We start from the raw sequence: 23968 nt of genomic DNA on the forward strand, positions 1-23968 counted from the left end.
GGTCCCGACATCTTCCGCCAGACCGGGCACCAGGGGCACCGGTCGATCGGGCACGGTTGTTCTCGTCGTCGTCGGGGAACCCTACGCCCATGAGCAGCTACCGCGATCCGGCCGCACGAGGTGACGTCTTCCCCTCCGAGGAGGAGCTGGACCCCACCGGCACCGAGGTCGAGCAGGCCAGCGCGCCGCCGGCCGGCGGGTTTGCCAGCCACCCGTCGCCCACTCCCGGTCCTCGGCCCACACCGGCGCCCGCGCCCGCCCCGACGCCGGTGCCGGCACCCGGCCCGCCGCCGCGCGCCCCTGGCGCACAGTCGATCGTGACGCGTCACCTGGACGGCTCGGTGGAGGTGGTCACCGACCTCGACGGTGACGGCGTCGCCGACGTCGTGCAGATCGACGTGGACGGTGACGGGATCCCGGACATCACCTACGTGGACAGTGACCGCGACGGGCAGCTGGACACCGTGCTGGGCGACCCGAACGCGGTCGGGACGGGCGCCCACCGGGCCTGACCGGCGGCGTCGTCCCACGGCCACCGGCCGACTCAGAGCTTCGCCATCACCTCGCTGGCGACCAGCTCCAGGTGCTCCAGGTCGCTGAGGTCCAGCACCTGGAGGTAGAGCCGCTCGCTGCCGATCTCCGCGTACCGGCCGATGGTGTCCAGCACCTCGGCGGGTGTCCCGGCCAGACCGTTGGCCCGCAGCTCGTCGGGTTCGCGGCCGATGGCGGCGGCCCGGCGGGCCACCTCGGCGTCGTCGCGCCCGCAGCAGAGCACCAGGGCGTTGGACCAGACCATCCCGGCCGGGTCCCGGCCGATCTCGACGCAGGCCGCGCGGACCCGGTCGAACTGCGCCGCGGTGTCCGGCACCGAGGCGAACGGCAGGTTGAACTCGTCGGCGTAGCGGGCGGCCAGCCGAGGGGTGCGCTTCGGGCCCGTCCCGCCGAGCAGGATCGGTGGACGCGGCTGCTGCACGGGCTTGGGCAGGGCGGGTGAGTCACGGACCGGGTAGTACCGGCCGTCGTGGTCGAACCGTTCCCCCGGCGGCGTGGCCCAGAGCCCGGTGATCACGGCGAGTTGCTCCTCCAGCCGGTCGAACCGCTCGGCCAGCGGCGGGAACGGGATGCCGTACGCGCTGTGCTCCTCGGCGAACCAGCCGGTGCCGATGCCCAGCTCCACCCGGCCGCCGCTCATCTGGTCGACCTGCGCCACGGTGATCGCCAGCGGGCCGGGCAGCCGGAAGGTGGCGGCGGTCATCAGCGTGCCGAGCCGGATGCGGCTGGTCTCCCGGGCCAGGCCGGCGAGCGTGGTCCACGCGTCGGTGGGGCCGGGCTCGCCGCTCACGTCACCCATCATCAGGTAGTGGTCGGACCGGAAGAACGCGCCGTAGCCGGCGTCCTCTGCGCAGCGGGCGACGGCGAGCAACTGGTCGTAGGTGGCACCCTGCTGGGGCTCGGTGAAGATCCGAAGTTCCATGATCCGAGCATAGGGAGCTGATCGGCGGTGGCGCGTCGGGACGGGGACCGTCGTCATATGCTCGCCGGCTTCGTCACCTGCCGGACGGCCGCCCGACAGCGGATCTACCGCCTCGACCCCGGCCCGCTGCGGGTCGTCGACGGCTGGCTCGACCCGTACCGGCAGCTCTGGGGCCGACACCTGGACGCCCTGGAACGGCACCTCGACAGTCAGGAGCAGTGAATGGACCGCGACGCGTTCCGCCCGAGCCCACCCGCCGACGTGCACGCCGAGCGAAACGACGCTCGCGCGACCCTCGTCTTCGTCCGCGACCTGCGGCATCCGCCAGCCACCGTCTGGGCGGCACTGACCGACCCGGCCCAGCTCGCGCAGTGGGCGCCGTTCCTCGCCGACCGCGATCTCGGCAACGCCGGCGCCGCCGTGCTCACCCTCGTCGACGGCGAGACCACCCAGGAGGACCCGGCGACGGTACGCCGGGCCGAGCCGCCGCACCTGCTGGAGTACACCTGGGGCGACGACCTGCTGCGCTGGGAGCTGAGCCCGCTGGGCAGCGGCACCCGGCTCACCCTGCGGCACACCGTCGCCGACCGGGGCATGCTGCCGATGGTCGCGGCCGGCTGGCACCTCTGCCTCGACGTGGCCGACCGGTTGCTCGACGGCGACCCGGTCGGCCCGATCCGCGGCGCGGAGGCCAAGGACTTCGGCTGGCCCGAGCTGCGCGACGCGTACGCCGAACGGCTCGGTGAGGGCTGACCGGTGCAGTTCCGGCGGCCCCGGAGCCCGGAGCCGCCGGAACCCGGTCAGACGTACGGCCGCTTGGCGTACGCCTCGCGCAGCGCGGCCAACCCGGCCGCCTTCGGCACCAGGGTGCCCCACCCGGAGTTGAAGTAGTTGGTGCGCACGATCCGTGGCCCGCGCTCGGCGTTGAGCTGGGCGATCGCCGGCGGGACGGTGGCGATCCAGGCGGCTTGGTTCGGGATCTCGGCGACCCTGACGCCCCACTCCGCGATGATCACGGGTCGGGACAGCGCCACCGGGCCGAGATCCGCAACCGCCCAGTCCTTGGTGCGACGAAACCGGGCCAGCGCGGTGTGGCTGGCGTTGGTGCCGTACACGTTCCACTGGAGGTAGTCGAGGCGCGACATCAGCGACTCCGGGTGGGTGCGCTGGAAGCATTCCCGGTCGAAGCCACCCAACCCCACCGAGAAGGTCGTCCCGGTGGGCAGCGTCCGCGCCTTGAACCACGTCAGGATGTAGTTCATCGCCTGCACCGCGCGAGCGTCCGACTCGGCCCAGGTGTACGCCTTCCCGTCCTCGGTGGTGCCGAACTCGTGATCGGTGTCCAACTCCGAGGCGAGTTGGATGTTCACCCCGAAACCGAGCGCCCGGTACTGCGACAGGGCGCGGGCGAACAACCCGTCGCACTGCCCCTTGATCACCTGGTTGTACCCGTACGCCCTCGGCCAGGTGGTGCCGGGCCGCTGCTGGATGGTCATCGACGGGGCCGGCACCGTGTAGCTGACGCCGTCCACCGTGAAGCTCTGCGGCCCGTAGTTGGGGGCGCCGTAACTCTTCAACTCCAGGACCATGTTCATCTGCACACCGGCCTTACCCAGGTTGACCAGCCAGGGCCGGTTGTAGCCGGGGAAGATGTAGCCGTCGGCGAAGCTTCGGTACTGGGTGAGCGACCGGAAGTTGCCGCCGGCCATGTCGGCGGTCGGGTCGGCGCCCCCGGAGAGGTAGTAGCCGCCGAGCACGGGTTGGCTCAGGCTGTAGTCGGCGCTGGCCGTCGCGGTGTTGCCGGCGGCGTCGCGGACCTGGACGGTGACCCGGGGCATCACGCCACCGACCGATACACGGCCACGGAGCCGTTGTCGGAAACCCGGGTCCAGGTACGTCCGGAGTTGTCGGTGACGGTCACGGTGAGCGGGTCGATGACCGCCGTGACCTTGACCGGCGCGCTGCTGTTGCCCTGCGCGTCGGTGACCACGATGGTGACGGTCAGCGGTTTGGTGTCGGCGTCCGAGTAGGTGACGGTCAGCAGCATCTGGTCACCCGGCGCGAAGACGGATGCGTTCAGGGCTGCGGTTGCAGTGGGAGCGGCCATGTCGGGCCCTCTCTGGCTCGGTCGCCGGGCCTCGGCGCGCGGTTCAGCGACGTCGGACCCGGCGGGGTCCACAGTGCGAAAGGCCGGCGGGGCACGGGGACGGTGGGCACGACCGGCGGACGGCGCTGCCTGACTGCCGGGGGTGCTGACGTCCGTGTCCCGATGGGCGGAGGCACCGCTGCGGGCGCCCGCAGGGGTGTCGGGGACAGCCACGGCCTGTCGTACGCGTGATCGGCACGGCAGCTGTGCCGTGACCGCCACGGCTTCGAGGCCGGGCTGGGTGAGGGCGGCACCGGTGCGGACGATGCTGTCCCCATCGGGCCGGAGGATCGGGATGTGGCCCGCCACCCGTCTACCTCCACCTGCCCCAAGGGTGCTCTACCAGGGGCTTTACCGTCTTGTCCGAATTGTGACAAGCGCCCGGAAGGGCTCGGCGCGACGGTTACTCGGGCGGCGTGCCACGTGCGGCCCTTCAGTCACCTTTGAAATGCCGGATATCGCCTAGTTCGTCCTTGTATGCGGAAGAGTGAGCATCGTGACGACGAATCATCCGGCATCTGCGGCGACAGACCCGGGGTACGCCGCCGCGCTGGACACGGCTGAGCGTCTGCTGGGCTTCCGCTTGGAGCGCTTTCTTGGCGCCACCCCTGGCGAGCCAGCTAACGGCGCAGACTTCAAACGGATCGCGACGATGCACGCCTTCGGCGACGTCTGGCCGCGCACCGAGCACCTGGATACACGGACGCGGGCACTGGTGTCCGTCACCATCGCGGCGACGCTCGGCGTCCTGGAGCCCCTTCGTGGTCAGCTGCGCATCGCGCTCAACGCCGGCGCCACCAAGGAAGAGATCGCCGAAGTCTTTCTTCAGGTCGCGGCCTACGCTGGCGTAGCACGCGCGTTCGACGGCTACCAGGTCGCGGCCCAGGTCTTCGCAGAGAACCCGGAACGCTCAGGCCCTGGTAAGTAAGGTCCCCCGCACAACCTGATCACCCACCGCCACGACCGTTACGCGGGAAGGCTCAGTGGGCGGAACTGAACGACGAGGTGAGAGCCCACACTGTGCGGGGGACGGACCCCAGCGACCCTCCGTGCAGACGCTCGCCCAACAGTGGACCGACCTCATAGACGATATGACCGGGGGCGACCGGAGCATCCTCTCCGGTATGTACGCGAAGCTGGACGGCAAGGACCGGAGGCCGCAACCCTCGGCGTGGTCAGCGCCGAGGCGTGGGACTACATCAAGCGCGCCTTCGCGGTCGGCTTCCGCCGGCCGTCGTGAATATCCTCAACTCGCGGGCGCACGGACTTGGCATCATGGGCGCCATGAGCGCTTCGAACGCCGACTGGGTCACCATCGCTGTCTACGAGAACAAGTCCGGCTGTCGGCAGCCGATGGCTGCCGTCCGCGCTTGACTGCGTGATCGGGGCATCGACTGGATGCCCTTCGGGAAGGATGAGGTCCGCTGCGACCTGGCCTGCGGCGTCGGACCCGACGGCCACTGGCACGGCTGGATCACCATCGGAGTTTGGGCCGCCGCGCTTCGTCGTCTCGGGCTGCATCCCGACCAGCCGACCGCGACGGTTACCGGGCCGACCCCGCCCCGTTGGTGGCACGCCGAGGCGGAGCGCAACGCCCGGGGTGGTTACCGCTAGACCCAACCGGTCGCCGGCCCCGCCGCCGAAGCGGTTCGGACAGTGCCTGCCCGTCAGCTTCGCCCGACGCCGCAGCGCGTCGACGACCAGGTCGGCGGCGGGTGCGGCGGCCAGGTCGGGAAAGTTTTCCGCGGTGGCGTTCACGAGTTGGTCCAGCAGCGTCCTGGCCCAGCCCGGTGGCAGGTCGGCGCGGAGTAGCCCCTCGTCGGTGGCGCGCTGGATGAACCGGTCGAGCCGCTCGCCGAGTTGCTTGCTCCGGGCCGCGGGCTCCGCGTTCAGCGTGGTCTCGTGCGCCAGGGCCGTCGGTGCTGGCCTTCAGTCGAGATGGTCGGCGGGGGCGGTCTGGAGCAGCCAGGCCAGCGGCATCCGCGCCCGCGTCTCGTAGCTGCCGTCCCCGCCCAGCCGGTGCAGGGTGACCGTCTGGGCGCCGTCCCGATCGACCACCCAGTACTGCGGGATCCCCGCCGACGCGTACTCCCGGACCTTGGTCACGGAGTCCATCGCCTCCGAGCCCGGCGAGACGATTTCCACGACGAGTACGACGTCGGCGACGGCGGCCCAGACGCTGCGGGACGGCGGCTTACGCCAGACACTCACATCGGGGATGCGGCCACCGTCGCCGTCCGGTCCGGAGATGCGCACACCGACTGCCTGAAGCACCTGCTCGGCGGGCCAACCCGCCACGATCAACCAGGCGAAGAGACGACTGGCGATCATGGCATGGTCCGAATCGGGCGTCGGCATGACCGACAGGACCCCCTCGGGGCTGGTCTCGTAGCGGTGACCGTTCGGGTCGGCGGCGTTCATCGCCGCCACGTCGTCGAGCGTCACAACGGCGGGCATGTGCATGCCGACAGCCTCAGCGCTCATGAGTCACAGCCTAAGTGAGCAGCGGCGCCGATCACCGCACTCGTTGGCTCAGCGACGTCGCCGCGCCGGGTCGAGCAGGGCGGGCGGGGTGTCGAACTTCTCGGCTGCGGCGAGGTCGACCCCGGGTGCGACGATCGCGTCGATCGCGTCGAGCACGTCGGCCGGGAGCACGGTGTCCGCGGCGGCGAGTTGGGCGTGCAGGTGGTCGATGGTGCGGGGGCCGATGATCGCGCTGGTCACGGCCGGGTGCGCGGTGACGAACCCGAGTGCGAGCTGGATCAGGGTGAGCCCCGCCTCGTCGGCGACGGTGGCCAACTGCTCGACGGCGTGGAGCCGGGCCTGGTTGGCCGGGACGCTGAGGTCGAAGCGGGCGGGTAGGAGCGCCGAGCGGCTGGTGGTGATCTCCCGGCCGGCGCGGATCGCGCCGGAGAGCCAGCCCGAGGCGAGCGGGCTCCAGGCGAGCACGCCGAGCCCGTACTGCTCGGTTACCGGCAGGACGTGGGCCTCAATCCCCCGTTGCAGGATCGAGTAGCTTGGCTGCTCCGTGACGTAACGGCCCAGGTGGTGCTCCCGCGCGGCCCACTCGGCCTGCACGATGCGGTACGCGGGGAAGGTCGAGGAGCCGAAGTAACGGATCTTTCCCGCCCGTTGCAGGTCGGTCAGCGCCGACAGGGTCTCCTCGTCGCTGGTGGTCGGGTCCCACCGGTGGATCTGGTAGAGGTCGACGTGGTCGACGCCGAGGCGGCGCAGGCTGTTGTCCAACTCGGTGACCAGCCAGCGGCGCGAGCTGCCCCGCTGATTGCGCTCGTCGCCCATCGGCATGCCGGCCTTCGTGGCCAGCACGATGTCGTCGCGACGGCCGGCGATGGCCTTGCCGACCAGTTGCTCCGACTCGCCCTGGCTGTACATGTCGGCGGTGTCGATCAGGTTGATCCCGGCCTCCAACGCGGCGTCGACGATCGCCGTCACCTCGCCCTGGGTGGTGTGCCCCAGTTTGCCGAAGTTCATTGCGCCGAGCACGAGGGTGCTGACCTGGACGCCGGTGCGCCCCAGGGTGCGGTACTGCATGGCTGTTCCTCCACGGAAGGGTGAGGTGACACTGGCCCACCCGCTCTGGCATCCTGAGCAAGTGGAACCACGTTCCGCTAAGAACGATACGGAACGGCGTTCCGTTTGCCAAGTGACGGGGGTAACGGCGCGGTGGCCGACATCGACAGCGAATCGGGGAGGTCGACCCCGCGGAAGCGGGCCGACGCCCGGCGCAACGAGGCGACACTGCTGGACGCCGCCGCCTCGGCCTTCGTCACCTCGGGCGTGGACGCGCCCGTACGGGACATCGCCGCCCGGGCCGGCGTCGGTGTGGGCACCATCTACCGCCACTTCCCGACCCGCGCCGACCTCATCGTCGCCGTCTACCGGCACCAGGTCGAGGCGTGCGCCGAGGCAGGCCCGGCGCTGCTGGCCGACAGCGGCACACCACACGCCGCCCTCGCCCAATGGATCGACCTCTTCGTCGACTTCCTGGTCACCAAGCACGGCCTCGCCGAGGCGCTTCAGTCCGACAACGCGGCCTTCGAGACCCTGCACGCCTACTTCCTGGACCGCCTCGTGCCGGCGTGCGCCCAACTGCTCGACGCCGCTGCCGCGGCCGGCGAGATCCGCCCCGACGTGACGGCCTTCGAGCTGCTGCGCGGTGTCGGCAATCTCTGCATCGGTGCCGGCGAACCCCGTTACGACGCGCGTCGCATGGTCGAAATCCTCGTCGCCGGGCTGCGCCAGCACCACCAGGGCACCGGGCCGCGATAGCTTATTGATCATGGCGGACTGGGAGCTTCGGCCGGCCTCGGCGGCGGACGTCGAGGCGGTGGCCGAGTTGCGGGCGGTGGTGCTGCGGGCCGATCTGGAGCGGCTCGGGCGGTACGACGAACAGCGGGTGCGGCAACGCCTGCGGGACGGTTTCGCACCGGCGTACACCTGGGTCGTCGAGGTGGACGGCGCGTTCGCCGGCTGCGTGGCGCTGCGGCCCGCTGCGGACGCCCACTGGCTGGAGCACTTCTACCTGGCCCCGCGGCTACAGGGCAGTGGCATCGGCACGGCCGTGCTGCGCGACCTGCTGGACCGGTGCGACCGCCTCGGCACGCCGGTGCGGCTGAACGTGCTGCGGGGCAGCCGGGCCCGCAGCCTGTACGAGCGGCACGGATTCACCCTCGACACCGAGGATCCGGTGGACGTGTTCATGGTCCGCACCCCAAACCCGACCGGAGCGCTCTGACTGACCGAAACGCCGACCTGCGTCCGTTGATTAATCACTCTAACCTTGATCTATGTATTCACAGGGCTCTGGCGACAGCAGGGAGGTCTCGCCAGTTGACCGGCTTCTGGCGGGGACGCGACGGCACTCAAAGCCCGTCTTCTGGGTCGCCACCGGTGTCGAAGCCCTCGCCGCTGCCTCAACTCTGGCGTCCAAGACGCCAGACTGGGTGGCGAGTGGCCTCCTCGTGGGTGTCCCCGCAGCGGCATTTGCAACGCACCTTTGGCGGCAGAATCGTCTGTTGCGGAGGCAGGTACAGCAGCTGTATCAGTTCGACCGCAGATACCTGTATTACAGCTCTCGGCACATATACCGCGCCGCACCGTCGACCGACTTCTGGGCGGTCACGAAGATCATTGAACGCAGGATCGTCGCTCTGCGCCCCGTCCGATACTTCACCTGGTCGAACGTCAGGCGGGCGGATGACGACATCTCCTACAGTTTCGGCGACGTCGCTCCGTCGGTACATGACAGACGGGCACAACGGACTGGTAGCGGCCGGTGCACCTTCCTGCCGCTCTACAAAAAAGCAGCCGCCCTGGCGTTCCGCATCGAGTTCGATCCGATGCTCTCACCGGGTGAGGAGGTCTCTATCTCCATGAGACTTGAGATCCCACTGGCGACGACGGGGACGTTGGAAGCGTTACGGCGACGCCCCTTGCCCAAAGTCCCCACCCCTGGTGAGGCTGAGTTCAGCGCGATCGATATCAGCTATCCTATCGACGAATTTCTCTTCGAGGTGGTCATACCCGATTCCCTGCGGAGTCGACGACATGGCCTCCAGGTGCTAGCCGGGGACAATGAGATGACGGACGAGACGCAGCACATCAAGCAACAAGGGATCTTCACCATCGATCACTCACTCGTTGATGAGAAGTCAGCTGTGATTGCGAGCCTCAAGCGCTCCCAGCCGCCGGTGCGGAGCACATACCGGATCCATTGGGAGGTGCCCAAGGCCGAGGAACTGGGTGCAGCCGTCTAGGACAGTGTCAATGTAACGTTGACGGATGACGCCGGAGCTGGCTCGGTTGGCGGAGGTCCGCGCTACCCGCGCTCGGCTGGACGAGCAGGAGCTGGAGATCATCGATCGGGCCCGCCACGCCGGTGCGACGTGGGCGCAGATCGCGACGGCGCTCGGCCTCGGCAGCCGGCAGGCCGCCGAGCAGCGTCGACAGCGGCTGGTGGCGGCGCGCTGGTCGCGGCGGCAGCAGCTCGACCTCGGGTTACCCCCGCAGATCGCGGCGCTGCGGGCGGCGGTCGCCGACCTTGGCCGCTGGATCGGCGCCGATCGGCGGTGGGACAGCCGATTTCGTCGAGCGGCGCTGGTGCGGAGCACCGTGGACGCCGCGTTGGACGCCGCCCCGGGCTCGCTGCACGCGTTGGCCCTGCTCCTCGCCACCGATCTCGCCGAAGCGGGTGAGCGACTGCCCGCGCCCGCGCGGACCGCCGCAGCCGCGATCGATGCCGCTCTGTCAACGGAGCGTTGACAGGACCCAGCAGCATTGCCAGTGCTCAACTCAAGGCTGAGGATGTGAGTCACCTCGACTCAACTCGGAGCGCTCATGCGTCGCAACGCGGGCCTGTTCGTGGCGATCTCCCTGCTGTCCGGCTTCGGCAGCAGCGCCATGTCCCTGGTCGCCGGCATCTGGATCCTGGACCTCACCGGCTCCACCAGCCTCGCCGCCCTCGCCGGGCTCTGCGTCTACGCCCCGGTGCTCGCCGGCCCGTGGCTGGGCGGTCTGCTCGACCGGGCACCCCGGCGGCCGCTGGTCATCGCCGTCAACCTCATGCTTGCAGCCGCCCTGCTGGCGCTCCTCGCGGTACGTGGGCCGGCGCAGACCTGGCTCATCTTCGCCGTCTCCTGCGCCTACGGCGTCAGCTACGTGCTGATCGACGCCGGCGAGACGGCGCTGCTGCCGTCGGCACTCGCTCCGACCGAACTCGGCGACGTCAACGGGTGGCGCTCCAGCGCACAGGAGGGCATGAAGCTCGTTGCTCCCCTGGCCGGGGCCGGCCTCTACGCGTGGCGGGGCGGCCACGCGGTCGCCGTCCTCAGTGCGGCCATGCCGGTCCTGGTCGCCACCCTGTACGCGCTCCTTCGCCTGAACCGTGCGCCCACCGAACGGCCCACCGAACGCGGCGACGGCCCGCGTACCGGATTGGTGGTCCTGTTCGGACAGCGAGCGACACGGCTGGCGGTCGCGCTCGCCGCGGTGTCGATCGCCATGTCCGGCTTCACAACGGCGGGAATCTACGCGATCGTCGTGACCGAGCTACGCCTGCCGACGACGTTCCTGGGTGTGCTGGCCAGCGCGCAGGGCGTCGGTTCCATTCTCGGTGGCCTGATCGTGGGCCGGCTCATCGCGGCACGAGGTCCCGTTGCCGTCGGTGTCGCCGGAACGGCGCTGTTCGCGATCGGCTGCCTGGCGCGCTGCCTGCCGTGGTGGCCGGCCACTGTCATCGGGGCGGTGGTGGCCGGCGTCGGGCTGCCCTGGACCCTGGTCGCGGCGGTGACCGCCGTGCAGACCCACACGCCGTCAGCGCTGCTCGGACGGGTCTCCGCAACGGCCAACACCGCGATGTTCGGGCCCCTCGTCGTCGCGATCCCGCTCGGCTCCGCGGCCGTCCACCTCGGCGCCCGCCCCCCGCTCATCGCCGCCACGGCGATCTGCCTGACCGCCGTGGTGGTGGCCACGTTCCGCCGCCGGTCGACGCCACCCGACGAGACGCCGAGCGCGCTCTCGCCCCGCCGAACGGCTGGGACGGGTCCGGCGAGCCGCTGACCGGATTTACCCGCGTACCGGATGGGTCGACTGGAAGGCGAGTCGACGGTCCGCGTCGGCGGCGATCTCATCGAGGATGTCGTCCAGGTCGAGAAAGACCGACCAGCGCTCGCGGCCGGTGGCGTCGGCCAGCCGGTCCACGAGCAGCTCTTCCAGGTCGGTGACCCGCTTTCCCTTCCACACCTTGTCGGCCACGCTGACCAGCAGGTCGTCGACGTCGATGCCGTCCTGGTGCCAGGACGCGTGGTCGCGCGCGAACCGAGCCGACGACTCGGCGACGCCCGTCCAGGACCTCCAACAGGGCGACGACCTGGTTGGGCAGGGGCCGTAGCGGCGGGTCCGCGGGTGCGGTGAGGGCACGGCGCAACGAATCGGACGTCACCGCGGCAAGGGTACGACCAACCGCCGTGCGATCCGTTGATCAAGTGATGAAAAATAGGTCAGGAACTGCGCTCAAAGCTACTTTTCATCACTTGATCATGGCGCGAGCGGTGGGACGGGTTGACCCCGGCCCGGTGTCCCGGCAGCCCACACCCGGCGGCCGGGGCGGTCGCAGCCGCGGCCGGTGTGACGGGCACCGGGACGGCGCCGCGACACTCGTGGATAGTGTCTGGTCATGCCGCTCAGTTCGGACGAGGTCGAGGTGTTCGAGCACTCCAGGGCCCGCCTGGAGGCGATCGCCTATCGCCTGCTGGGCTCGGCCAGCGACGCGGAGGACGCCGTCCAGGACACCTTCCTGCGCTGGCAGGGCGCCGACCGGGAGCACGTCGAGACGCCCGAGGCGTGGCTGACGAAGGTCCTCACCAACGTGTGTCTCAACCAGCTGACCTCGGCGCGGGCCAGGCGGGAGACCTATGTGGGCCCGTGGCTGCCCGAGCCGGTCCTCGCCGGGGACCGGATGCTCGGCCCGCTCGACACCGCCGAGCAGCGCGAGTCGGTCTCGATGGCGGTGCTCACCCTGCTGGAGCGGTTGTCGCCCAACGAACGCGCGGTGTACGTGCTGCGGGAGGCCTTCGGCTACTCGCACGGTGAGATCGCCGAGATCCTCGGCATCACCGAGTCGAACTGCCAGCAGACCTACCGGCGTGCCAAGCAGCACGTCACCGCCGAACGGGCCCGCGCGGAGGTCGACCGGGCCACCGCCCGGAAGATCGTCGCGGAGTTCCTCACGGCGGCCAACAACGGTGAGATCCAGCGGTTGGTGGAGTTGCTGACCGACGACGCGACGAGCACCGCCGACGGTGGCGGCAAGATCCCGGCCCGGGCCGCGCCGATCGTCGGCGCGCTGGCGGTGGCGAAGTTCCTGCGGGGCCTGTTCAAGCCCGCCGACGTCAAACGTGACCTGGTCGGTGGCAGCCCGGCCGTGTACGTCTCCACCGCCAACGGCGCGCCGGCGGTGGTGGTCGTGATCGACGACCGGGTCATCGGCGTGATGTCGGTGGAGGTGACGCCCGAGGGCGTCGCGGCCATCCACAACCAGGTCAACCCCGACAAGCTCGCCCGTGCCACCCGGCAGTGGTCCGCCTCGGAGCATGAGGAGCCCACTCTCCACGTCTGGTGACCCAGGTCATAGCCGACCCCTGTCAGGAATCGCGTCGCTGTCCGGTTCAGGAAGCGACCACCACCGAGACAGGAGTGCCACCATGAAGCACCGCATCGTCGTCCTCGGAGCGGGGTACGCCGGAGCCATGGCCGCCGGGCGACTCGCCAAGCGGCTGCACCCGGACGACACCGAGATCACCGTCATCAACGCCGACGCGGATTTCGTCGAGCGGGTCCGCATGCACCAACTCGCCACCGGGCAGGACCTCAAGCCACGCCCACTGAGCGAGGTCTACGCCGGCACCGACGTCAAGCCTCGGCTGGCCCGGGTCACCGCCGTCGACGCCGATCGCAGGACCGTCGCGCTCGCCGACGACAACGGCACCGACGAAATCACCTACGACACGCTCGTCTACGCCCTCGGCAGCGTTACCGCCGACCACGGCGTCCCCGGGGTCGCCGAGCACGCGTACGACATCGCCGGTAAGCCCTCGGCGCTGCGGTTGCGCGACCGCCTCGCCCACCTCGCGGCCGGCGCGACGGTGCTCGTCGTCGGCGGCGGCCTCACCGGCCTCGAAGCGGTCACCGAGATCGCCGAGACCCGGCCGGACCTCGATGTCGCGCTCGCCGCCCGCGGCGGTCTCGGCGACTGGCTCAACGGCAAGGCGCAGCAGCACCTGCGTGGCGTCTGCGACCGGCTCGGCATCACCGTGCACGAGCACACCGACATCGCGCGGGTCGGGGCGGCCGGTGCGGTCACCCGCGACGGTCGGGAGATCCCGGCGCAGGTGACGGTGTGGACGACCGGCTTCGCCGTGCACCCCATCGCCGCCGCCACGACCCTGGCGGTCGCGGAGACCGGGCAGATCATCGTCGACGCCAGCATGCGGTCGGTCTCACACCCCGAGGTGTACGCGGTGGGCGACGCGGCGATCGCCGAAGGACCGGGCGGCAAGCCGCTGCGGATGTCCTGCGCCTCGGGCATCCCGATGGCCTGGCAGGCCGCCGACGCCATCGCCGCACGCCTGACCGGTCGGACGAAGTTTCCCAAGGCCCCTCTGCGCTACTTCAACCAGTGCATCAGCCTCGGCCGCCGCGACGGCATCATCCAGTACGTGACCGCCGACGACCGGGCCAGGCCGGCCCTTCTCACCGGAAAGTTGGCGGCCCGCTACAAGGAGTTCGTCTGCACGGGCGCCGCCTGGAGCATCGCGCACCCGGTCCTGTACCCGGTCCGCCGCCACCGCGTCGTCCCGACCCGGTCGGAGGTCCGCACGGCCGCGTCCTGAACGGACGCGCGCCAGCCCTAGGCTGTCGCAATGGCGGCGGAGCATGTGGTGATCGGTGTGGTGCTCGGCGGCATCGGTGTCGGTGAGTTGCGAGACTCTCGTGCACAGCGCGAGCGGTCCACTGCGGTCTCCCTCGTGGCCCTACCCGAGTCGGGCTATTCGGGAGGCTCGAACAGCAGGGGAACCGTCGTGCTGGACGGGCAGCTGACACTGATCAACACCGGCCCCGCGCCGATCACGATCCGCGCGGTTCAGGCAGAGAGGCCGGGCGTCCAGGTACGCGGCATGGGCGAGGCCCGGCACGTCCGGCCGGGTGGCACCGGCCAGATCCGCGTCGATCTGCAATTGGAGTGCGCGACGGCGTTCGACCTGGAGCCGTTGTCGGTGCGGTTCTCCGTCGAGACCGAGGACAGGCGGCTCAGAGAGGTGCGCTATCCGGTCGCTCTCGTCGGAAGTGCCTGGCAGGAGAACGCCCTGCACCTGTGCGAGCCCCGGCTCGACTCATAGCAGGGGCGAGGACCCGTCGTCGGCCGGTCACGCTGACTGCGTCTGCTCGACAAGGTGGACCAGCATCAGCGCCGTCCTCTTGTCGGGTTGCACGGAAGCGGTGCGGATCAGGTACGTGCCACGGGCCAGGTCCACTGTGAGGTGGGTGGTGTGCTCCAGCCCGTCGCCGGTATAGCCGGAGTCGAACAACTCGGCTGGCCCGCTGGTCGTCCACGTGCCCGCGTCCTCCCAGTCGGCGATCTCGACCGCCCGGGGTACGAGGCGGACGACCTCTGCCTCGGAGACGGCGTAGAGCCACCGCACGAAGATCCGCCGGTCCGGGAGGTACGTGGTGGAGGCCGGTTCGTCGGCCAGAACGAGCGCCTGGGCAGCACCGACATCGAGCACCCCCACGTAACCGTCGACTTCGCAGGCCCGGTCGTAGTCACCCCAGGAGTCATCGTCGTCGTCCGACGCGCCCTTCCAGTCGCCGAGCGCCGTCGTCGGCACGACGACGAGCGGCCCGCCGCCCGAATCGACCCACTGCAGCAGGCTGACCGGCCTGCGCGTACGAGCGAGGACGCCGGCCAGGTCGGTCATGTCGGTCACGATCGCGTCGGCACCGGCGGCGGTGAGGCGTTCGGCCTTGCCGGGTTTGTTGGCGTACCCGATACAGGCGACACCGGCGGCGCGGGCGGCGGCGACGTCGGTGACCGAGTCACCGACCAGAACGGCGGCATCGGGTGCGACCTTCAGCGCCTTCAGGGCCTGCTCCACCGGCACCGGGTTGGGCTTCAGCAGATCGGGATGCTCACCTCGGCCGATGACGGCGGCGAAGTAGCGGGCCCGGTCGCGGCGCCCGAGATAGGCGCCGATGGCGGCGGCGGAGTTGTTGCTGACGATGGCGAGGGGACGCCCGGTCGCCAGGCACGCCGCGACCAGGTCGAAGGCTCCGATCGTGGTCTCCGCGGACGCCGCTGCCTCGACCTCCGCCGCCGCCAGGGCCGCACCGACGACGCCGACCAGCTCGGGCGCGACCACAGCGGTCGCGCGGAACAGCTCCAGCGGGTCGTCTCCGTCGCGCAGCTCATCGGGCAGGGCGACGCCCCGGCCGACGATCAGTTGACGCAGGTCGGCGGCGATGCGCGGCGCGGCCCTGCTGCCGAACAGGCGGCAGATCGGACCGTCGAAGTCGACGAGGACGGCTTCGGCCCGCTCGGCGATGTCGGCGAGCCGGTCGGCTGGCCGTTCTGCCTCGATCGTCACCACGCGCTCCCGCAGACCGTCTTCGCCGTCAAGGCTGTCGATCCTAGAGGCCGACGCGGGCCGAGCCGCCCGGAGACGGCTCGGCCCGCCTGCCGTCACGTCAGGGTGTCACCCGGGTGGCAGGGCTGTCGCCGGGCAGACCTCCCGCGCTGCTGTCGGTCTCCACGGGCGGCAGCGGGGTGGTCCCGAGGACGCCGCCGTCCCTGCCGTACGCGGTGAGAGTGGCCGCCTGGTCCGCTGGTACCCGGGTGGTGCCGGCGTTCGACGCGTCGAGGACGACAGTGGCCGGGGGTGCGCCTCCGACCGTCACCGTGACGCGGGCCGCGTCCGGCGGGGCGATCACCCGCACCTCGCCCGTGGCGGGACGGGCACCGTCCTCGGTCCGGACCCGCCAGCCGATCGGTCGTTGGTCGGCGCCCTCGGCCGGCAGCAGCAGCCGCAGGTCGATGTACCAGCCGGTTCGATCGTCGCCGTGCATGGCGTACGCGATCACTCCACCGCCGGCCGGCTGCACGGTGAGCAGCGCGGCGGCCTGGCCGTACTCACGGCCCGACCACCGCACCCGTACGGTCGTGTCGACGGCCGGGAGGTGGCTGTTCTGGAGTGCCGTATGGACGAAGTTGCGGAGGTTGGGTTCGTCGAGCGGCATGCCTCGGACGGGTCGGCGAGCGCCGGTGAGCAGGGCGTCCATCTCCGGCCCGGTCGGGTCGAGCCCGGCGTACGGGCCGCCACCCAGACCGCCCTGGAAGAACACCCGGTCGCCGCGGCTGACCCGGACGACGGGTTCGTGCGGCAGGGGTTGCGGAGGCAGCACGGCGAACCCGACCCCGCCGCCGTCCGCCCTCGCGATGTCCTGGTATTCCACAGTCCCCCTCGACGTGTATCGAGGCTCGGCACTGATCGTCACCGTGGATTCGGGCGGACCGACGGCGACCGCGAACCCGGCCCGGTCGGGGTATGCCTGCATCAGCGTCATCACCGGATCGTCGTCACCCTCGCTGTGGCCGCCGTACCGCATCTGCTGGGCACCGGCCCCGGCGGGACCCACGTACCAGACCAGTGCCTCCCTGGTCAGCAGGCCGAACCGCAGCGGCACCGCGACCAGCGCGACCCGGTGGCCCGGCTGGTCACTGCCGTAGATCAGCCGGATCCGGTCACGATCGCCGATCTTCCAGGCACCCACCGGGGCGTCGATTCTCACCGGCGGATCGGCGCTGATCCGCGTCCGGAGCGTGTCCAGCCAGGCCCGATCCCCGGCCAGCGCGCCCCGCGGTGGCGCGTCGAGCAGCGCCGTCGGAGTGGCGGCGACCGCGATGCCCGGTGCCCATCCGGGCAGCGGAACCACGTTGGTCTGGACCCCGACGAGCGCCACCCCGACCGCGGCGGCCAACGCCGTGCGGATCAGCCGCGTCCGCTGGTGCCGTCGCTCCCGGCGGGCGAACCCGGGCCAGGGGTCCTCGGGTACGTCGACGCCGTGCGCGGCCTGCCGCAGTGCGGGACTGAGCGTCGAATTGGCGAAGCTTCCGGTCATGCCAGTTCCTCCTCGAGCCGTACCGGGGACTGAGCGGCGGGTGGGGCGAAGTCGCTCCGCAGCCGGGCCAACCCGCGCGACGCCTGGCTCTTCACCGCGCCGACGGAGCAGCCGAGGACCTTGGCGGTGTCCGCCTCGCTGAGATCCTCGAAGTAGCGCAGCACCAGCACCGCCTGCGTCCGGGGCGGTAATCGCCGCAACGCGGCGAGGAGTAGTTGCCGCTGCTCCACCTGCACGTACGCGTCATGCGCCGGCTGGCTGTCGGAGGTCAGCAGCGGCACCTCCAACGGCCGCCGCCGACGCCGCCAGGAGATGGCCGTGTTCACCATCGCCCGGCGTACGTAGACCTCGGGCGCGTCCCGGCGCAGCACCCGCCCCCAGCGCCGATGGGTCTTCTCCAACGCCGACTGCGTCAGGTCCTCGGCTGTCCCCCGGTCGCCGGTCAGCAGGTAGGCCGTTCGGAGCAGCGATCCCCACTGTCGTTGGACGAACAGCCGAAACTCTTCGTCGTCCTCGTGCCGACTCACGCCACCTCCAGGTCGCGTCCACCTCGCGTCTGAGTGCGGACGCAGGGTGAGACGCCACCGGCGGTCTCCGGGGTTGAGTGGAGGACCGCACGCGGGGCGTCGTAAGCGACAGGCTCAGTCCTCTGGTTGTTGACCCGTGGACGGCCCATCGGACTCGGCCTGGCGCTCGGCCTGCCAGATGGCGTGTCCCTTGAGCAGGTATCCGATCCAGTAGATCGCGAAGAGGATCAGGAAGCACGCGAAGAACACTCCCGAAACGATGCTCGCGAGGACGAGCGCACCCTCGCCGCCGCTCAGTCCGTAGATCGCGAAGCCGACGAGGCCCAGGAGGAAGAAGAAGACCATGTAGAGCGGCAGCGTCGAGCTGTCGGCTGGGTGGGGCGCGCGAGGCACCCACGGGACGCGAGGGTCATTGCTGATCACCTGCCGAGTATCGGGGACGCCCTCGGTCACCGTCTGTCCCTGTCAGACGCTCGTCAGCCTGCCGCCCGGTAGCAGGTCCCGCTCCGCCTCGACCGGGGAGGTCGAGGCGGAGCGGGACCGTCGGCGGTCTACCCGTTAGAACCCGCTCCACTGACGGGCCGAGCACTTCCAGGTCTTCCCGTTGTCCTGCGAGACGCAGAACACGAGGATCTTGCCGAGGATCGGGAGGTTGAGGGTGAAGAGGTGGCCCTTGGTCTTCGCGTAGACAACGCCTGACTTTTCGGCGATGTCGGCCAGCGCCCACCCGTGGTCCGGTCGGTCCACTGTCGCCACGCGGCGCATCGACTCGATGTCCTTGCCGTCGAGGAGCGTCCTGATCTCGTCCGCCGAGGGCTCGCGGTCGCCGATGAGCGTCTGCACGCTGGACGGGCCGTCGACGGCGACACCATTTGCCTTCTCGAAGGCCGCCTTCGTCCCGCCGACCGTGGTGCCGCCGTCTAGGTCGAGGGTGAGGATCAGCTCGCCGGTCCGGCGCGACAGCAGGCATTCCCAGACGGACTTGCCGGACGCGACGCACATGGTCAGGCACCACTCCCGGCCGCCGGAGGTGGACGAGGCGAAGAGCAGGGACGTCGCCGTCCCGCCGTCGCCAGTGCCGTCGTACGCCCCGTCGGCGAGGTCGGCCATTGTCGTGCCGAGCACCTCCCGGCTGCCCGGGATCGTGCCGACGACCTTGACACCGTCGACCTCCTTGCCGGCGGCGAGCGCCGCGAGTTGGTCGCTGGTGAGGTTGCGCCCGCCGGTGTCGACGGCCAGCACCTTGTCCAGGTCGCCGACGGGTCGGCCGGTCAGGTCCTCGAGTTGTTGAAGCATCGCGCCCGGGGCACCGGGGTGGTCGGTGATCGTCGTCCGGGCCTCCCCCTCGGCGGCCTGGGACGGAGCGTACGAAGCGGTCAGCCCGACGATCAGGGCGGTCGTGACGATGGTGGCGCGCCTGGTGATGTCCCGCAGAGTTGTCATGCTGTCCTCATTTCCGTGATCGGTGTCGGCGGGGTGGGACGGGCTACCAGCGACACGTGACGATGTCCCCAGTGTTGTTGGGGGACCCCCAGTCGCAGTGGTCGTCGATCCACTCGCCGACGTCGCTGATCGTGTCCACGATCCAGGCGAACACCGACTTGATCGCGCCCCAGAGGCTGAAATAGACGACAGTCGTCTCGGGTGTCCCGCCGGCCTCGTCGATGACGTCCTTCGTCGACATGGCGGCGTTGGGCTTCTCGATGATGTCCAGCACCCGTACGCCGGTGTCGTCCTTGCCGGCCAGCAGCGCCTCGATCTGCTCCGGGGTCCGCTCCTTGCCGTCGTCGACCGCCACGATGGCGCGGTCGACAAGCACCTGCCGGCTTCCGCTGACGGCTTGGGCGATGCCGGCGATCTCGCCCACGGTGAGGTCGTTGCCGAGCGCGGGGCCGGTGAACCGCCGGACCGACACGGCACCGGACGGGTCGATCTGGATCTCGGCGGCCGTGATCATGTCGTCCGCCCCGAAGGGCGCCCAGGCGAACGTCCACTTCCCGCCGACGCAGCGGAACTGGCCGTACTCCCGGCCCTCGGGCGCGGTCTCGGTACGGACGACTTCGCCGCGCTCGTCGACGTGCTCGACCACGCAGTCGGCGCCCTTCTGCGGCGGCTTCTCAGTCTGGGCCACTGCGGCGGAGGACATGGCCAGCACCGTCCCGCTGACCACCCCGATCACCGCGAGGCGGTGTGCCAAACGACTCATCGAACGCTCCATTCCTGATGCGGAAGAAACTGGTGTCCGAAGAGTGCCGGGCCGCGCTGAAGCGGCCCGGAAACGGCGCAGAAAGCGGCGTACGTCAGTGCAGGCGCGTGGCGTCGAGCCGGTCCAGGTCGGCGCGGATCGAGTCGGCGTCGGCATCACCGAGCTCGTCGAGGATCGTCAGGGCTCGGCCCCACGCGGCACGGGTGGCGCCGAGGTCGCCGAGCGCCCGGTGGCTGCCGCCCAGATTGACGTACGTGCCGGCTTCGGCGTACCGGTCGTTGACCTGCGTGAAGAGTTCGAGGGCGTGCTCGTAGCAGGCGACAGCGCGCCGGTAGTCCCCGAGCTGGTGGTGGGCGTGGCCGAGGCTGTCCCAGGTGTCGGCCTGCCCCTGGACGTCGTCCACCTCCTGCAACATCCGCAGCGCCTCTCCACACGATTCGAGGGCGTGGTGGTAGTTGCCGAGCAGCGCTTCCTGCCAACCGACAGCGTTCAGGGTGTACCCCTGCCCGGCCCGGTTTCCGGTCCCCCGGAACAGGGCCAGCGCCCGCCAGGAGTGGCGCAGCGCCTGCTGGTGCTGCCCCTGCCGCTCGGCCAGTTGACCAAGATTCAGGCAGGTGTGCGCCCGTCCGGCGTCGTCGCCGACGTCGGTGAACAGGTCGAGTGCGCGCCGCAGGTGGTCGTCGGCCTCGTCGTACCGTCGGAGCCGGGAGCAGGCGAGACCGAGGCTGCGGTGCGCGTGGCCCTGCCCCGCCTGATCCCCGATGCGGGACGCGGCGGCCAGAGCGATCTGTTGCGTGCCGAGCCAGTCCTGCCAGTGCCCCTGCCGGTGCAGGAAGCCGGCCATGGCCCAGGCGAGACGCCAGGCGTGTCCCTCGAACCCGGACCGCGCCGCGAGCGGTACCGCGGCGAGCAGGACGGGGACCTCGGTGGTGAACCACGCCGCGGCGGCCGACCGGCTCCTGGGGCGCTCCGGCGTCACACCCGCCCGGGGCGGCGGGAGGCTGATCGTGCTGAAGTGCGGGTGCAGTGCCAGGTCGGCCGCGTGGGCGGTGTGCAGGCAGTGGTCCAGCAGCCGGTGCACGGCGGCCCGATGCTCGGCCGGCGGCTCAGTCTCGTCGGCGAGGCTTGCGGCGTACGCGCGCAACAGGTCGTGGAACGCGTAGCGCCCGTACGTGTGCTCGGTGAAGAGATTCGCCCGGGTCAGCTCGGTGAGCAGAGGGCCGGTCGCCTGACCATCGACACCGGCCAGGCTTGCCACGACCGGCGCGGAGACGTCCGGGCCGGGATGCAGGCTCAGCAGCCGGAACAGCCGCGCCGCAGGTGGGCTGAGCGTCCGGCACGACCAGGAGAAGACCGCCCGTACGTCGGTAGCCTCGTCGCCTGCGCGGAAGGCGTCCAGGTCGCCCAACTCGCCGGCGACGGCGGCCAACGAGAAGTGCCGGTTGGTGGCGGCTCTGGCGGCCACGACGGCCAGGGCGATGGGCAGCCGCGCGCACCGGTCGGCGATGGTGTCGGCTGCGGCGGGTTCGGCGGCGACCTGGCGCTCCCCGAGCCGGCGGACCAGCATGTCGCGGGCTTCGCCGGGGCTCAGCAGGTCGAGGGGCACCGGTTGGGCGCTTTCGGTGACGACCAGCGGAATGAGCTGGTCGCGGCTGGTGACGATCGCGAGGCAGTCCGGTGAGCCGGGCAGCAGCGGCCGGACCTGTTCCGCGTCGCGGGCGTTGTCCAGCACCACCAGCAGTCGCTTGCCCGCCACCGTCGTGCGGTACAAGCTCGCCATCGCGTCCGGGTCGCGGGGCATCCGGGCCACCGGAACGCCGAGCGCCTCCAGGAAGCCGTGCAGCGCTCGTGCCGGCTCGGTCGGTGTGGCCGCCGGGTCGAAGCCGCGCAGGTTGACGTAGAGCTGCCCGTCGGGGAAGCGCTCGGCCGCGCGGTGCGCCCAGTGCACGGCGAGCGCGGTCTTGCCGACGCCTGCGGTCCCGGACACCACGACGGCGCCGCCCCGGTCGACCAGCGCGTCGAGGGCGGCAAGCTCCGCGTCGCGTCCGGTGAACGTGGGTACGGGGGGAGGCAGCTGCGCCGCGACCCGCGTTGGTGCCGCCGCGGCCGGCGCGGCGATCGCGGTGTCCTGGCGCAGGATGGCGCACTCCAGGTCGCGTAGCCGCGGACCCGGGTCGAGGCCGAGGTTCTCCCGCAGGTTGTCGCGCAGCCGCCGGTACGTGGCGACCGCCTCACCCTGTCGGCCGTCGCGGTACAGGGCGAGCATCAGCTGCGCGTGCAGGTGCTCGTCGAAGGGGTGCTGTCGGACGAGCCGTTCCAACCCGGGGACGAGACCGGCGTGCTCACCGACGGACAGCCGGGCCTCGGCGAGCGATCGTTCCGCCTCCAACCGTAGGCGTGCCAGGTGTTCCGCCTGCTCCTCAAGCCAGGCCGACCCGGCCACGTCGGCCAGCGGTGGGCCCCGCCACAGTGCCACCGCGGCCGTCAGGTGCCTCACCTGCTCGTTGCTGTCCGTCGAGCGCCGGGCCAGCTCGATGAGGCGTTCGGCGGCCTGGACATCCGTGGAATCCGGTCCGGTGTCGAGCAGATATCCGGGCTGGCGCGCGACGATCGACCCGGGCTCGCCGAGCACCCCGCGCAGGTAGGAGACGTGGCGTTGCAACGTGTTCGCCGCGGTGGCCGGTAGCTGGTCGCCCCAGACCACGTCGATGAGCCGGTCGATGCTGACGACACGGCCCGCGTGCAGCGCCAACGTGGCCAGCACCGCCTTGCGGCGCACGCCGTTCACCGCCTGCGGACTGCCGGCGACGACCACCTCCACCGGCCCGAGCAGCCTGACCCGCACGCCCGTACCAACCATCGACATCACCGAATCAAACTAACGTCCCCAGCCCAGCAAACTCGATCTATTCGTCGCGTAATGGACACGATCCACGGGGCACCAGGAACGGATTCCGGGAGCTACCGTCTAGCGCACTACGGCAGGGAGGTGCGCCGATGAGCCGTCGGCTGCGGCGCGTCGCGATGGTGCTGCTCGGCGCGGTGTTGCTGGGTACGGTCGGCCTGAGCCTCGGCACCTGGTACGGCGGTCGCGGTGTCACGCCGCCCAGCGACGACCAGGCGCAGAGCCTGGCAGCGCAGTTGCTTCCCGGCGCGGTGCCGGTCGACTCGGGTCGGGTCGTGCATGGCTACCGGTGGGGCGTTCATCTCGCTGCTGATGACCTGGGCTCGGGCCGGGCGTTCTTCTGGTACGACGATGGCGACGACTGTGGGCTCTCGGAGCAGCTGCGACGCAACGCCGGGACGCAGGGGTGGCAGGGCCTCGGCCGCGTACCCGGCTACCTGTGCGACGGCTGGCGGGCTGAGCGCGACGGACTGACGGTTGCGCTCGAATACTCGGCGAGCGGGACAGAGCTGACCATCGCGCCGGCCGCGCCCGGCAAGTTCCTCGCCAGCACGGTCGCTGGCACCCTCGCCGGTGCCGCAGCCGGCGCGGCGCTGTTCGGGTGGGTGGCACGGCGACGTCGACCCGTACCCCTGCTGGTCTGCACCCTGGTGACGGTTGGCCTCCTCCCGGGCGCCGCCCTCACCTGGACGGCCCTGGGTCCGGGCATCGTCACCGAGCCGGTCTGGCCCGTCTGGCCCGCTCTCGCTCCCCTGCTGGTGCCCCTGTGGCTCGTGCTCCTCCTGGTCGGCGTGTATGCCTTCCCGAAACGCGAGACCGGGACCGGGACCAGCTCTCGGGTCACGGCGGTGGTGGTGAGTGTCGCGTGCGCCCTGGCCCCCGTGGTGATGGCCACCGCGCTGGTTCTCATGTTCCTCCGAGCACAACCCTCCCGATAGGTGCCAGAACTTCGATCCACGATCTGGACAAGGGGCGGCCGTAGGCTGGCCTCTCGCCCACGAGTCGCCAATGGAGAGCG

At 70.8% G+C, this 23968-nt stretch carries 27 protein-coding genes; 14 read left to right on the forward strand and 13 right to left on the reverse strand.

Translation table 11 applies throughout. The features are described 5' to 3' along the window. Positions 1-89: 89 nt before the first annotated feature. On the forward strand, positions 90-512 hold the full coding sequence (locus tag ACFYP0_RS13305) for a hypothetical protein (RefSeq protein ID WP_356977276.1): 423 nt from the start codon (positions 90-92) through the stop codon (positions 510-512). A gap of 32 nt (positions 513-544) precedes the next feature. On the opposite strand, the gene ACFYP0_RS13310 is transcribed toward ACFYP0_RS13305, so the two are convergent. After that, positions 545-1474, reverse strand: a complete 930-nt coding sequence (locus tag ACFYP0_RS13310) for an LLM class F420-dependent oxidoreductase (protein WP_091409154.1) — start codon at positions 1472-1474, stop codon at positions 545-547. A 57-nt stretch (positions 1475-1531) separates the two neighbouring features. Between ACFYP0_RS13310 and ACFYP0_RS13315 the strand changes: the two genes are divergently transcribed. Together ACFYP0_RS13315 and ACFYP0_RS13320 are read left to right on the forward strand one after the other, a co-directional pair. Continuing rightward, positions 1532-1696 (forward strand): hypothetical protein, encoded by a 165-nt coding sequence (locus tag ACFYP0_RS13315; protein WP_356977278.1) that lies wholly within the window; start codon positions 1532-1534, stop codon positions 1694-1696. After that, on the forward strand, positions 1697-2227 hold the full coding sequence (locus ACFYP0_RS13320) for an SRPBCC family protein (RefSeq protein ID WP_124859434.1): 531 nt from the start codon (positions 1697-1699) through the stop codon (positions 2225-2227). It begins immediately after the preceding gene. A 47-nt stretch (positions 2228-2274) separates the two neighbouring features. Here ACFYP0_RS13320 and ACFYP0_RS13325 read toward each other — a convergent pair whose 3' ends face one another. Together ACFYP0_RS13325 and ACFYP0_RS13330 are read right to left on the reverse strand one after the other, a co-directional pair. After that, positions 2275-3312: a hypothetical protein gene (locus ACFYP0_RS13325; protein ID WP_356977281.1), complete on the reverse strand. Its 1038-nt coding sequence runs from the start codon at positions 3310-3312 to the stop codon at positions 2275-2277. Beyond that, the gene (locus tag ACFYP0_RS13330; RefSeq protein ID WP_124859437.1) at positions 3312-3581 is read right to left on the reverse strand and encodes a hypothetical protein; all 270 of its coding nucleotides are present in this window, start codon (positions 3579-3581) and stop codon (positions 3312-3314) included. Before ACFYP0_RS13330 ends, ACFYP0_RS13325 begins: the two co-directional genes overlap by 1 nt. 535 nt (positions 3582-4116) lie before the next feature. Between ACFYP0_RS13330 and ACFYP0_RS13335 the strand changes: the two genes are divergently transcribed. Beyond that, positions 4117-4548, forward strand: coding sequence for a carboxymuconolactone decarboxylase family protein (locus ACFYP0_RS13335; RefSeq protein ID WP_386995843.1), 432 nt, complete (start codon positions 4117-4119; stop codon positions 4546-4548). A 470-nt stretch (positions 4549-5018) separates the two neighbouring features. Beyond that, on the forward strand, positions 5019-5234 hold the full coding sequence (locus ACFYP0_RS13340) for a hypothetical protein (protein ID WP_356977285.1): 216 nt from the start codon (positions 5019-5021) through the stop codon (positions 5232-5234). Between the two features lie 315 nt (positions 5235-5549). Here ACFYP0_RS13340 and ACFYP0_RS13345 read toward each other — a convergent pair whose 3' ends face one another. Both ACFYP0_RS13345 and ACFYP0_RS13350 read right to left on the reverse strand, forming a co-directional pair. Then, positions 5550-6104, reverse strand: a complete 555-nt coding sequence (locus ACFYP0_RS13345; RefSeq protein WP_355494074.1) for a Uma2 family endonuclease — start codon at positions 6102-6104, stop codon at positions 5550-5552. A gap of 48 nt (positions 6105-6152) precedes the next feature. Continuing rightward, positions 6153-7172 carry an aldo/keto reductase gene (locus ACFYP0_RS13350; protein WP_356977287.1) on the reverse strand — a complete coding sequence of 340 codons (1020 nt, stop codon included), beginning with the start codon at positions 7170-7172 and terminating at the stop codon, positions 6153-6155. A gap of 132 nt (positions 7173-7304) precedes the next feature. Here ACFYP0_RS13350 and ACFYP0_RS13355 point away from each other — a divergent pair, with 132 nt between their 5' ends. The 5 genes from ACFYP0_RS13355 (at position 7305) to ACFYP0_RS13375 (ending at position 11198) form a co-directional block, all read left to right on the forward strand. Beyond that, positions 7305-7910: a TetR/AcrR family transcriptional regulator gene (locus ACFYP0_RS13355; RefSeq protein ID WP_356977289.1), complete on the forward strand. Its 606-nt coding sequence runs from the start codon at positions 7305-7307 to the stop codon at positions 7908-7910. 10 nt (positions 7911-7920) lie between these two features. After that, the gene (locus tag ACFYP0_RS13360; protein ID WP_356977291.1) at positions 7921-8376 is read left to right on the forward strand and encodes a GNAT family N-acetyltransferase; all 456 of its coding nucleotides are present in this window, start codon (positions 7921-7923) and stop codon (positions 8374-8376) included. A 52-nt stretch (positions 8377-8428) separates the two neighbouring features. Further along, positions 8429-9397: a hypothetical protein gene (locus ACFYP0_RS13365; RefSeq protein WP_356977293.1), complete on the forward strand. Its 969-nt coding sequence runs from the start codon at positions 8429-8431 to the stop codon at positions 9395-9397. Between the two features lie 25 nt (positions 9398-9422). After that, a complete protein-coding gene (locus ACFYP0_RS13370) occupies positions 9423-9902 on the forward strand; it encodes a hypothetical protein (RefSeq protein WP_356977295.1) in 480 nt (159 codons plus the stop codon). Between the two features lie 75 nt (positions 9903-9977). Next, positions 9978-11198, forward strand: coding sequence for an MFS transporter (locus tag ACFYP0_RS13375; protein WP_356977297.1), 1221 nt, complete (start codon positions 9978-9980; stop codon positions 11196-11198). A 6-nt stretch (positions 11199-11204) separates the two neighbouring features. Here ACFYP0_RS13375 and ACFYP0_RS13380 read toward each other — a convergent pair whose 3' ends face one another. Continuing rightward, the gene (locus ACFYP0_RS13380) at positions 11205-11558 is read right to left on the reverse strand and encodes a hypothetical protein (RefSeq protein WP_356977299.1); all 354 of its coding nucleotides are present in this window, start codon (positions 11556-11558) and stop codon (positions 11205-11207) included. Between the two features lie 256 nt (positions 11559-11814). Between ACFYP0_RS13380 and ACFYP0_RS13385 the strand changes: the two genes are divergently transcribed. From ACFYP0_RS13385 to ACFYP0_RS13395, 3 genes are all read left to right on the forward strand, one after another. After that, entirely contained in the window at positions 11815-12759 is a 945-nt protein-coding gene (locus ACFYP0_RS13385) for an RNA polymerase sigma-70 factor (RefSeq protein WP_386995847.1), read from the forward strand. An 82-nt stretch (positions 12760-12841) separates the two neighbouring features. After that, complete coding sequence (locus ACFYP0_RS13390; protein ID WP_386995848.1) at positions 12842-14029, forward strand: NAD(P)/FAD-dependent oxidoreductase; 1188 nt, start codon at positions 12842-12844, stop codon at positions 14027-14029. Positions 14030-14059: 30 nt separating this feature from the next. Beyond that, positions 14060-14536, forward strand: a complete 477-nt coding sequence (locus ACFYP0_RS13395) for a hypothetical protein (RefSeq protein ID WP_356977304.1) — start codon at positions 14060-14062, stop codon at positions 14534-14536. 27 nt (positions 14537-14563) lie between these two features. On the opposite strand, the gene ACFYP0_RS13400 is transcribed toward ACFYP0_RS13395, so the two are convergent. The 7 genes from ACFYP0_RS13400 to ACFYP0_RS13430 form a co-directional block, all read right to left on the reverse strand. Then, positions 14564-15781 carry an Imm21 family immunity protein gene (locus ACFYP0_RS13400; protein WP_356977306.1) on the reverse strand — a complete coding sequence of 406 codons (1218 nt, stop codon included), beginning with the start codon at positions 15779-15781 and terminating at the stop codon, positions 14564-14566. Positions 15782-15881: 100 nt separating this feature from the next. Next, positions 15882-17312 carry a hypothetical protein gene (locus ACFYP0_RS13405; RefSeq protein WP_356977308.1) on the reverse strand — a complete coding sequence of 477 codons (1431 nt, stop codon included), beginning with the start codon at positions 17310-17312 and terminating at the stop codon, positions 15882-15884. Further along, a complete protein-coding gene (locus ACFYP0_RS13410; protein WP_091409096.1) occupies positions 17309-17839 on the reverse strand; it encodes a SigE family RNA polymerase sigma factor in 531 nt (176 codons plus the stop codon). Before ACFYP0_RS13410 ends, ACFYP0_RS13405 begins: the two co-directional genes overlap by 4 nt. Before the next feature lie 114 nt (positions 17840-17953). Further along, a complete protein-coding gene (locus ACFYP0_RS13415) occupies positions 17954-18292 on the reverse strand; it encodes a hypothetical protein (protein ID WP_356977311.1) in 339 nt (112 codons plus the stop codon). A gap of 105 nt (positions 18293-18397) precedes the next feature. Next, on the reverse strand, positions 18398-19282 hold the full coding sequence (locus tag ACFYP0_RS13420) for a hypothetical protein (protein ID WP_356977313.1): 885 nt from the start codon (positions 19280-19282) through the stop codon (positions 18398-18400). A 43-nt stretch (positions 19283-19325) separates the two neighbouring features. Further along, the gene (locus ACFYP0_RS13425) at positions 19326-20045 is read right to left on the reverse strand and encodes a hypothetical protein (RefSeq protein WP_355494063.1); all 720 of its coding nucleotides are present in this window, start codon (positions 20043-20045) and stop codon (positions 19326-19328) included. A 94-nt stretch (positions 20046-20139) separates the two neighbouring features. Continuing rightward, positions 20140-22911, reverse strand: a complete 2772-nt coding sequence (locus ACFYP0_RS13430) for an AfsR/SARP family transcriptional regulator (protein WP_356977315.1) — start codon at positions 22909-22911, stop codon at positions 20140-20142. Between the two features lie 131 nt (positions 22912-23042). On the opposite strand from ACFYP0_RS13430, the gene ACFYP0_RS13435 reads away from it, so the two are divergent. After that, positions 23043-23888 (forward strand): hypothetical protein, encoded by an 846-nt coding sequence (locus ACFYP0_RS13435; RefSeq protein ID WP_355494061.1) that lies wholly within the window; start codon positions 23043-23045, stop codon positions 23886-23888. Positions 23889-23968 lie beyond the last annotated feature (80 nt).

Origin of the sequence: Micromonospora arida, from assembly GCF_042873195.1 — a bacterium.
In the GTDB taxonomy this organism is placed as follows: domain Bacteria; phylum Actinomycetota; class Actinomycetes; order Mycobacteriales; family Micromonosporaceae; genus Micromonospora; species Micromonospora arida.

Coding starts and splice junctions, on each gene's coding strand:
- ACFYP0_RS13315 (WP_356977278.1), top strand. CDS start 1,532: ATGCTCGCCGGCTTCGTCACCTGCCGGACGGCCGCCCGACAGCGGATC.
- ACFYP0_RS13340 (WP_356977285.1), top strand. CDS start 5,019: ATGCCCTTCGGGAAGGATGAGGTCCGCTGCGACCTGGCCTGCGGCGTC.
- ACFYP0_RS13345 (WP_355494074.1), bottom strand. CDS start 6,104: ATGAGCGCTGAGGCTGTCGGCATGCACATGCCCGCCGTTGTGACGCTC.
- ACFYP0_RS13390 (WP_386995848.1), top strand. CDS start 12,842: ATGAAGCACCGCATCGTCGTCCTCGGAGCGGGGTACGCCGGAGCCATG.
- ACFYP0_RS13365 (WP_356977293.1), top strand. CDS start 8,429: ATGTATTCACAGGGCTCTGGCGACAGCAGGGAGGTCTCGCCAGTTGAC.
- ACFYP0_RS13350 (WP_356977287.1), bottom strand. CDS start 7,172: ATGCAGTACCGCACCCTGGGGCGCACCGGCGTCCAGGTCAGCACCCTC.
- ACFYP0_RS13310 (WP_091409154.1), bottom strand. CDS start 1,474: ATGGAACTTCGGATCTTCACCGAGCCCCAGCAGGGTGCCACCTACGAC.
- ACFYP0_RS13435 (WP_355494061.1), top strand. CDS start 23,043: ATGAGCCGTCGGCTGCGGCGCGTCGCGATGGTGCTGCTCGGCGCGGTG.
- ACFYP0_RS13320 (WP_124859434.1), top strand. CDS start 1,697: ATGGACCGCGACGCGTTCCGCCCGAGCCCACCCGCCGACGTGCACGCC.
- ACFYP0_RS13395 (WP_356977304.1), top strand. CDS start 14,060: ATGGCGGCGGAGCATGTGGTGATCGGTGTGGTGCTCGGCGGCATCGGT.
- ACFYP0_RS13325 (WP_356977281.1), bottom strand. CDS start 3,312: ATGCCCCGGGTCACCGTCCAGGTCCGCGACGCCGCCGGCAACACCGCG.
- ACFYP0_RS13370 (WP_356977295.1), top strand. CDS start 9,423: ATGACGCCGGAGCTGGCTCGGTTGGCGGAGGTCCGCGCTACCCGCGCT.
- ACFYP0_RS13375 (WP_356977297.1), top strand. CDS start 9,978: ATGCGTCGCAACGCGGGCCTGTTCGTGGCGATCTCCCTGCTGTCCGGC.
- ACFYP0_RS13385 (WP_386995847.1), top strand. CDS start 11,815: ATGCCGCTCAGTTCGGACGAGGTCGAGGTGTTCGAGCACTCCAGGGCC.
- ACFYP0_RS13425 (WP_355494063.1), bottom strand. CDS start 20,045: ATGAGTCGTTTGGCACACCGCCTCGCGGTGATCGGGGTGGTCAGCGGG.
- ACFYP0_RS13305 (WP_356977276.1), top strand. CDS start 90: ATGAGCAGCTACCGCGATCCGGCCGCACGAGGTGACGTCTTCCCCTCC.
- ACFYP0_RS13405 (WP_356977308.1), bottom strand. CDS start 17,312: ATGACCGGAAGCTTCGCCAATTCGACGCTCAGTCCCGCACTGCGGCAG.
- ACFYP0_RS13430 (WP_356977315.1), bottom strand. CDS start 22,911: ATGTCGATGGTTGGTACGGGCGTGCGGGTCAGGCTGCTCGGGCCGGTG.
- ACFYP0_RS13420 (WP_356977313.1), bottom strand. CDS start 19,282: ATGACAACTCTGCGGGACATCACCAGGCGCGCCACCATCGTCACGACC.
- ACFYP0_RS13360 (WP_356977291.1), top strand. CDS start 7,921: ATGGCGGACTGGGAGCTTCGGCCGGCCTCGGCGGCGGACGTCGAGGCG.
- ACFYP0_RS13330 (WP_124859437.1), bottom strand. CDS start 3,581: ATGGCCGCTCCCACTGCAACCGCAGCCCTGAACGCATCCGTCTTCGCG.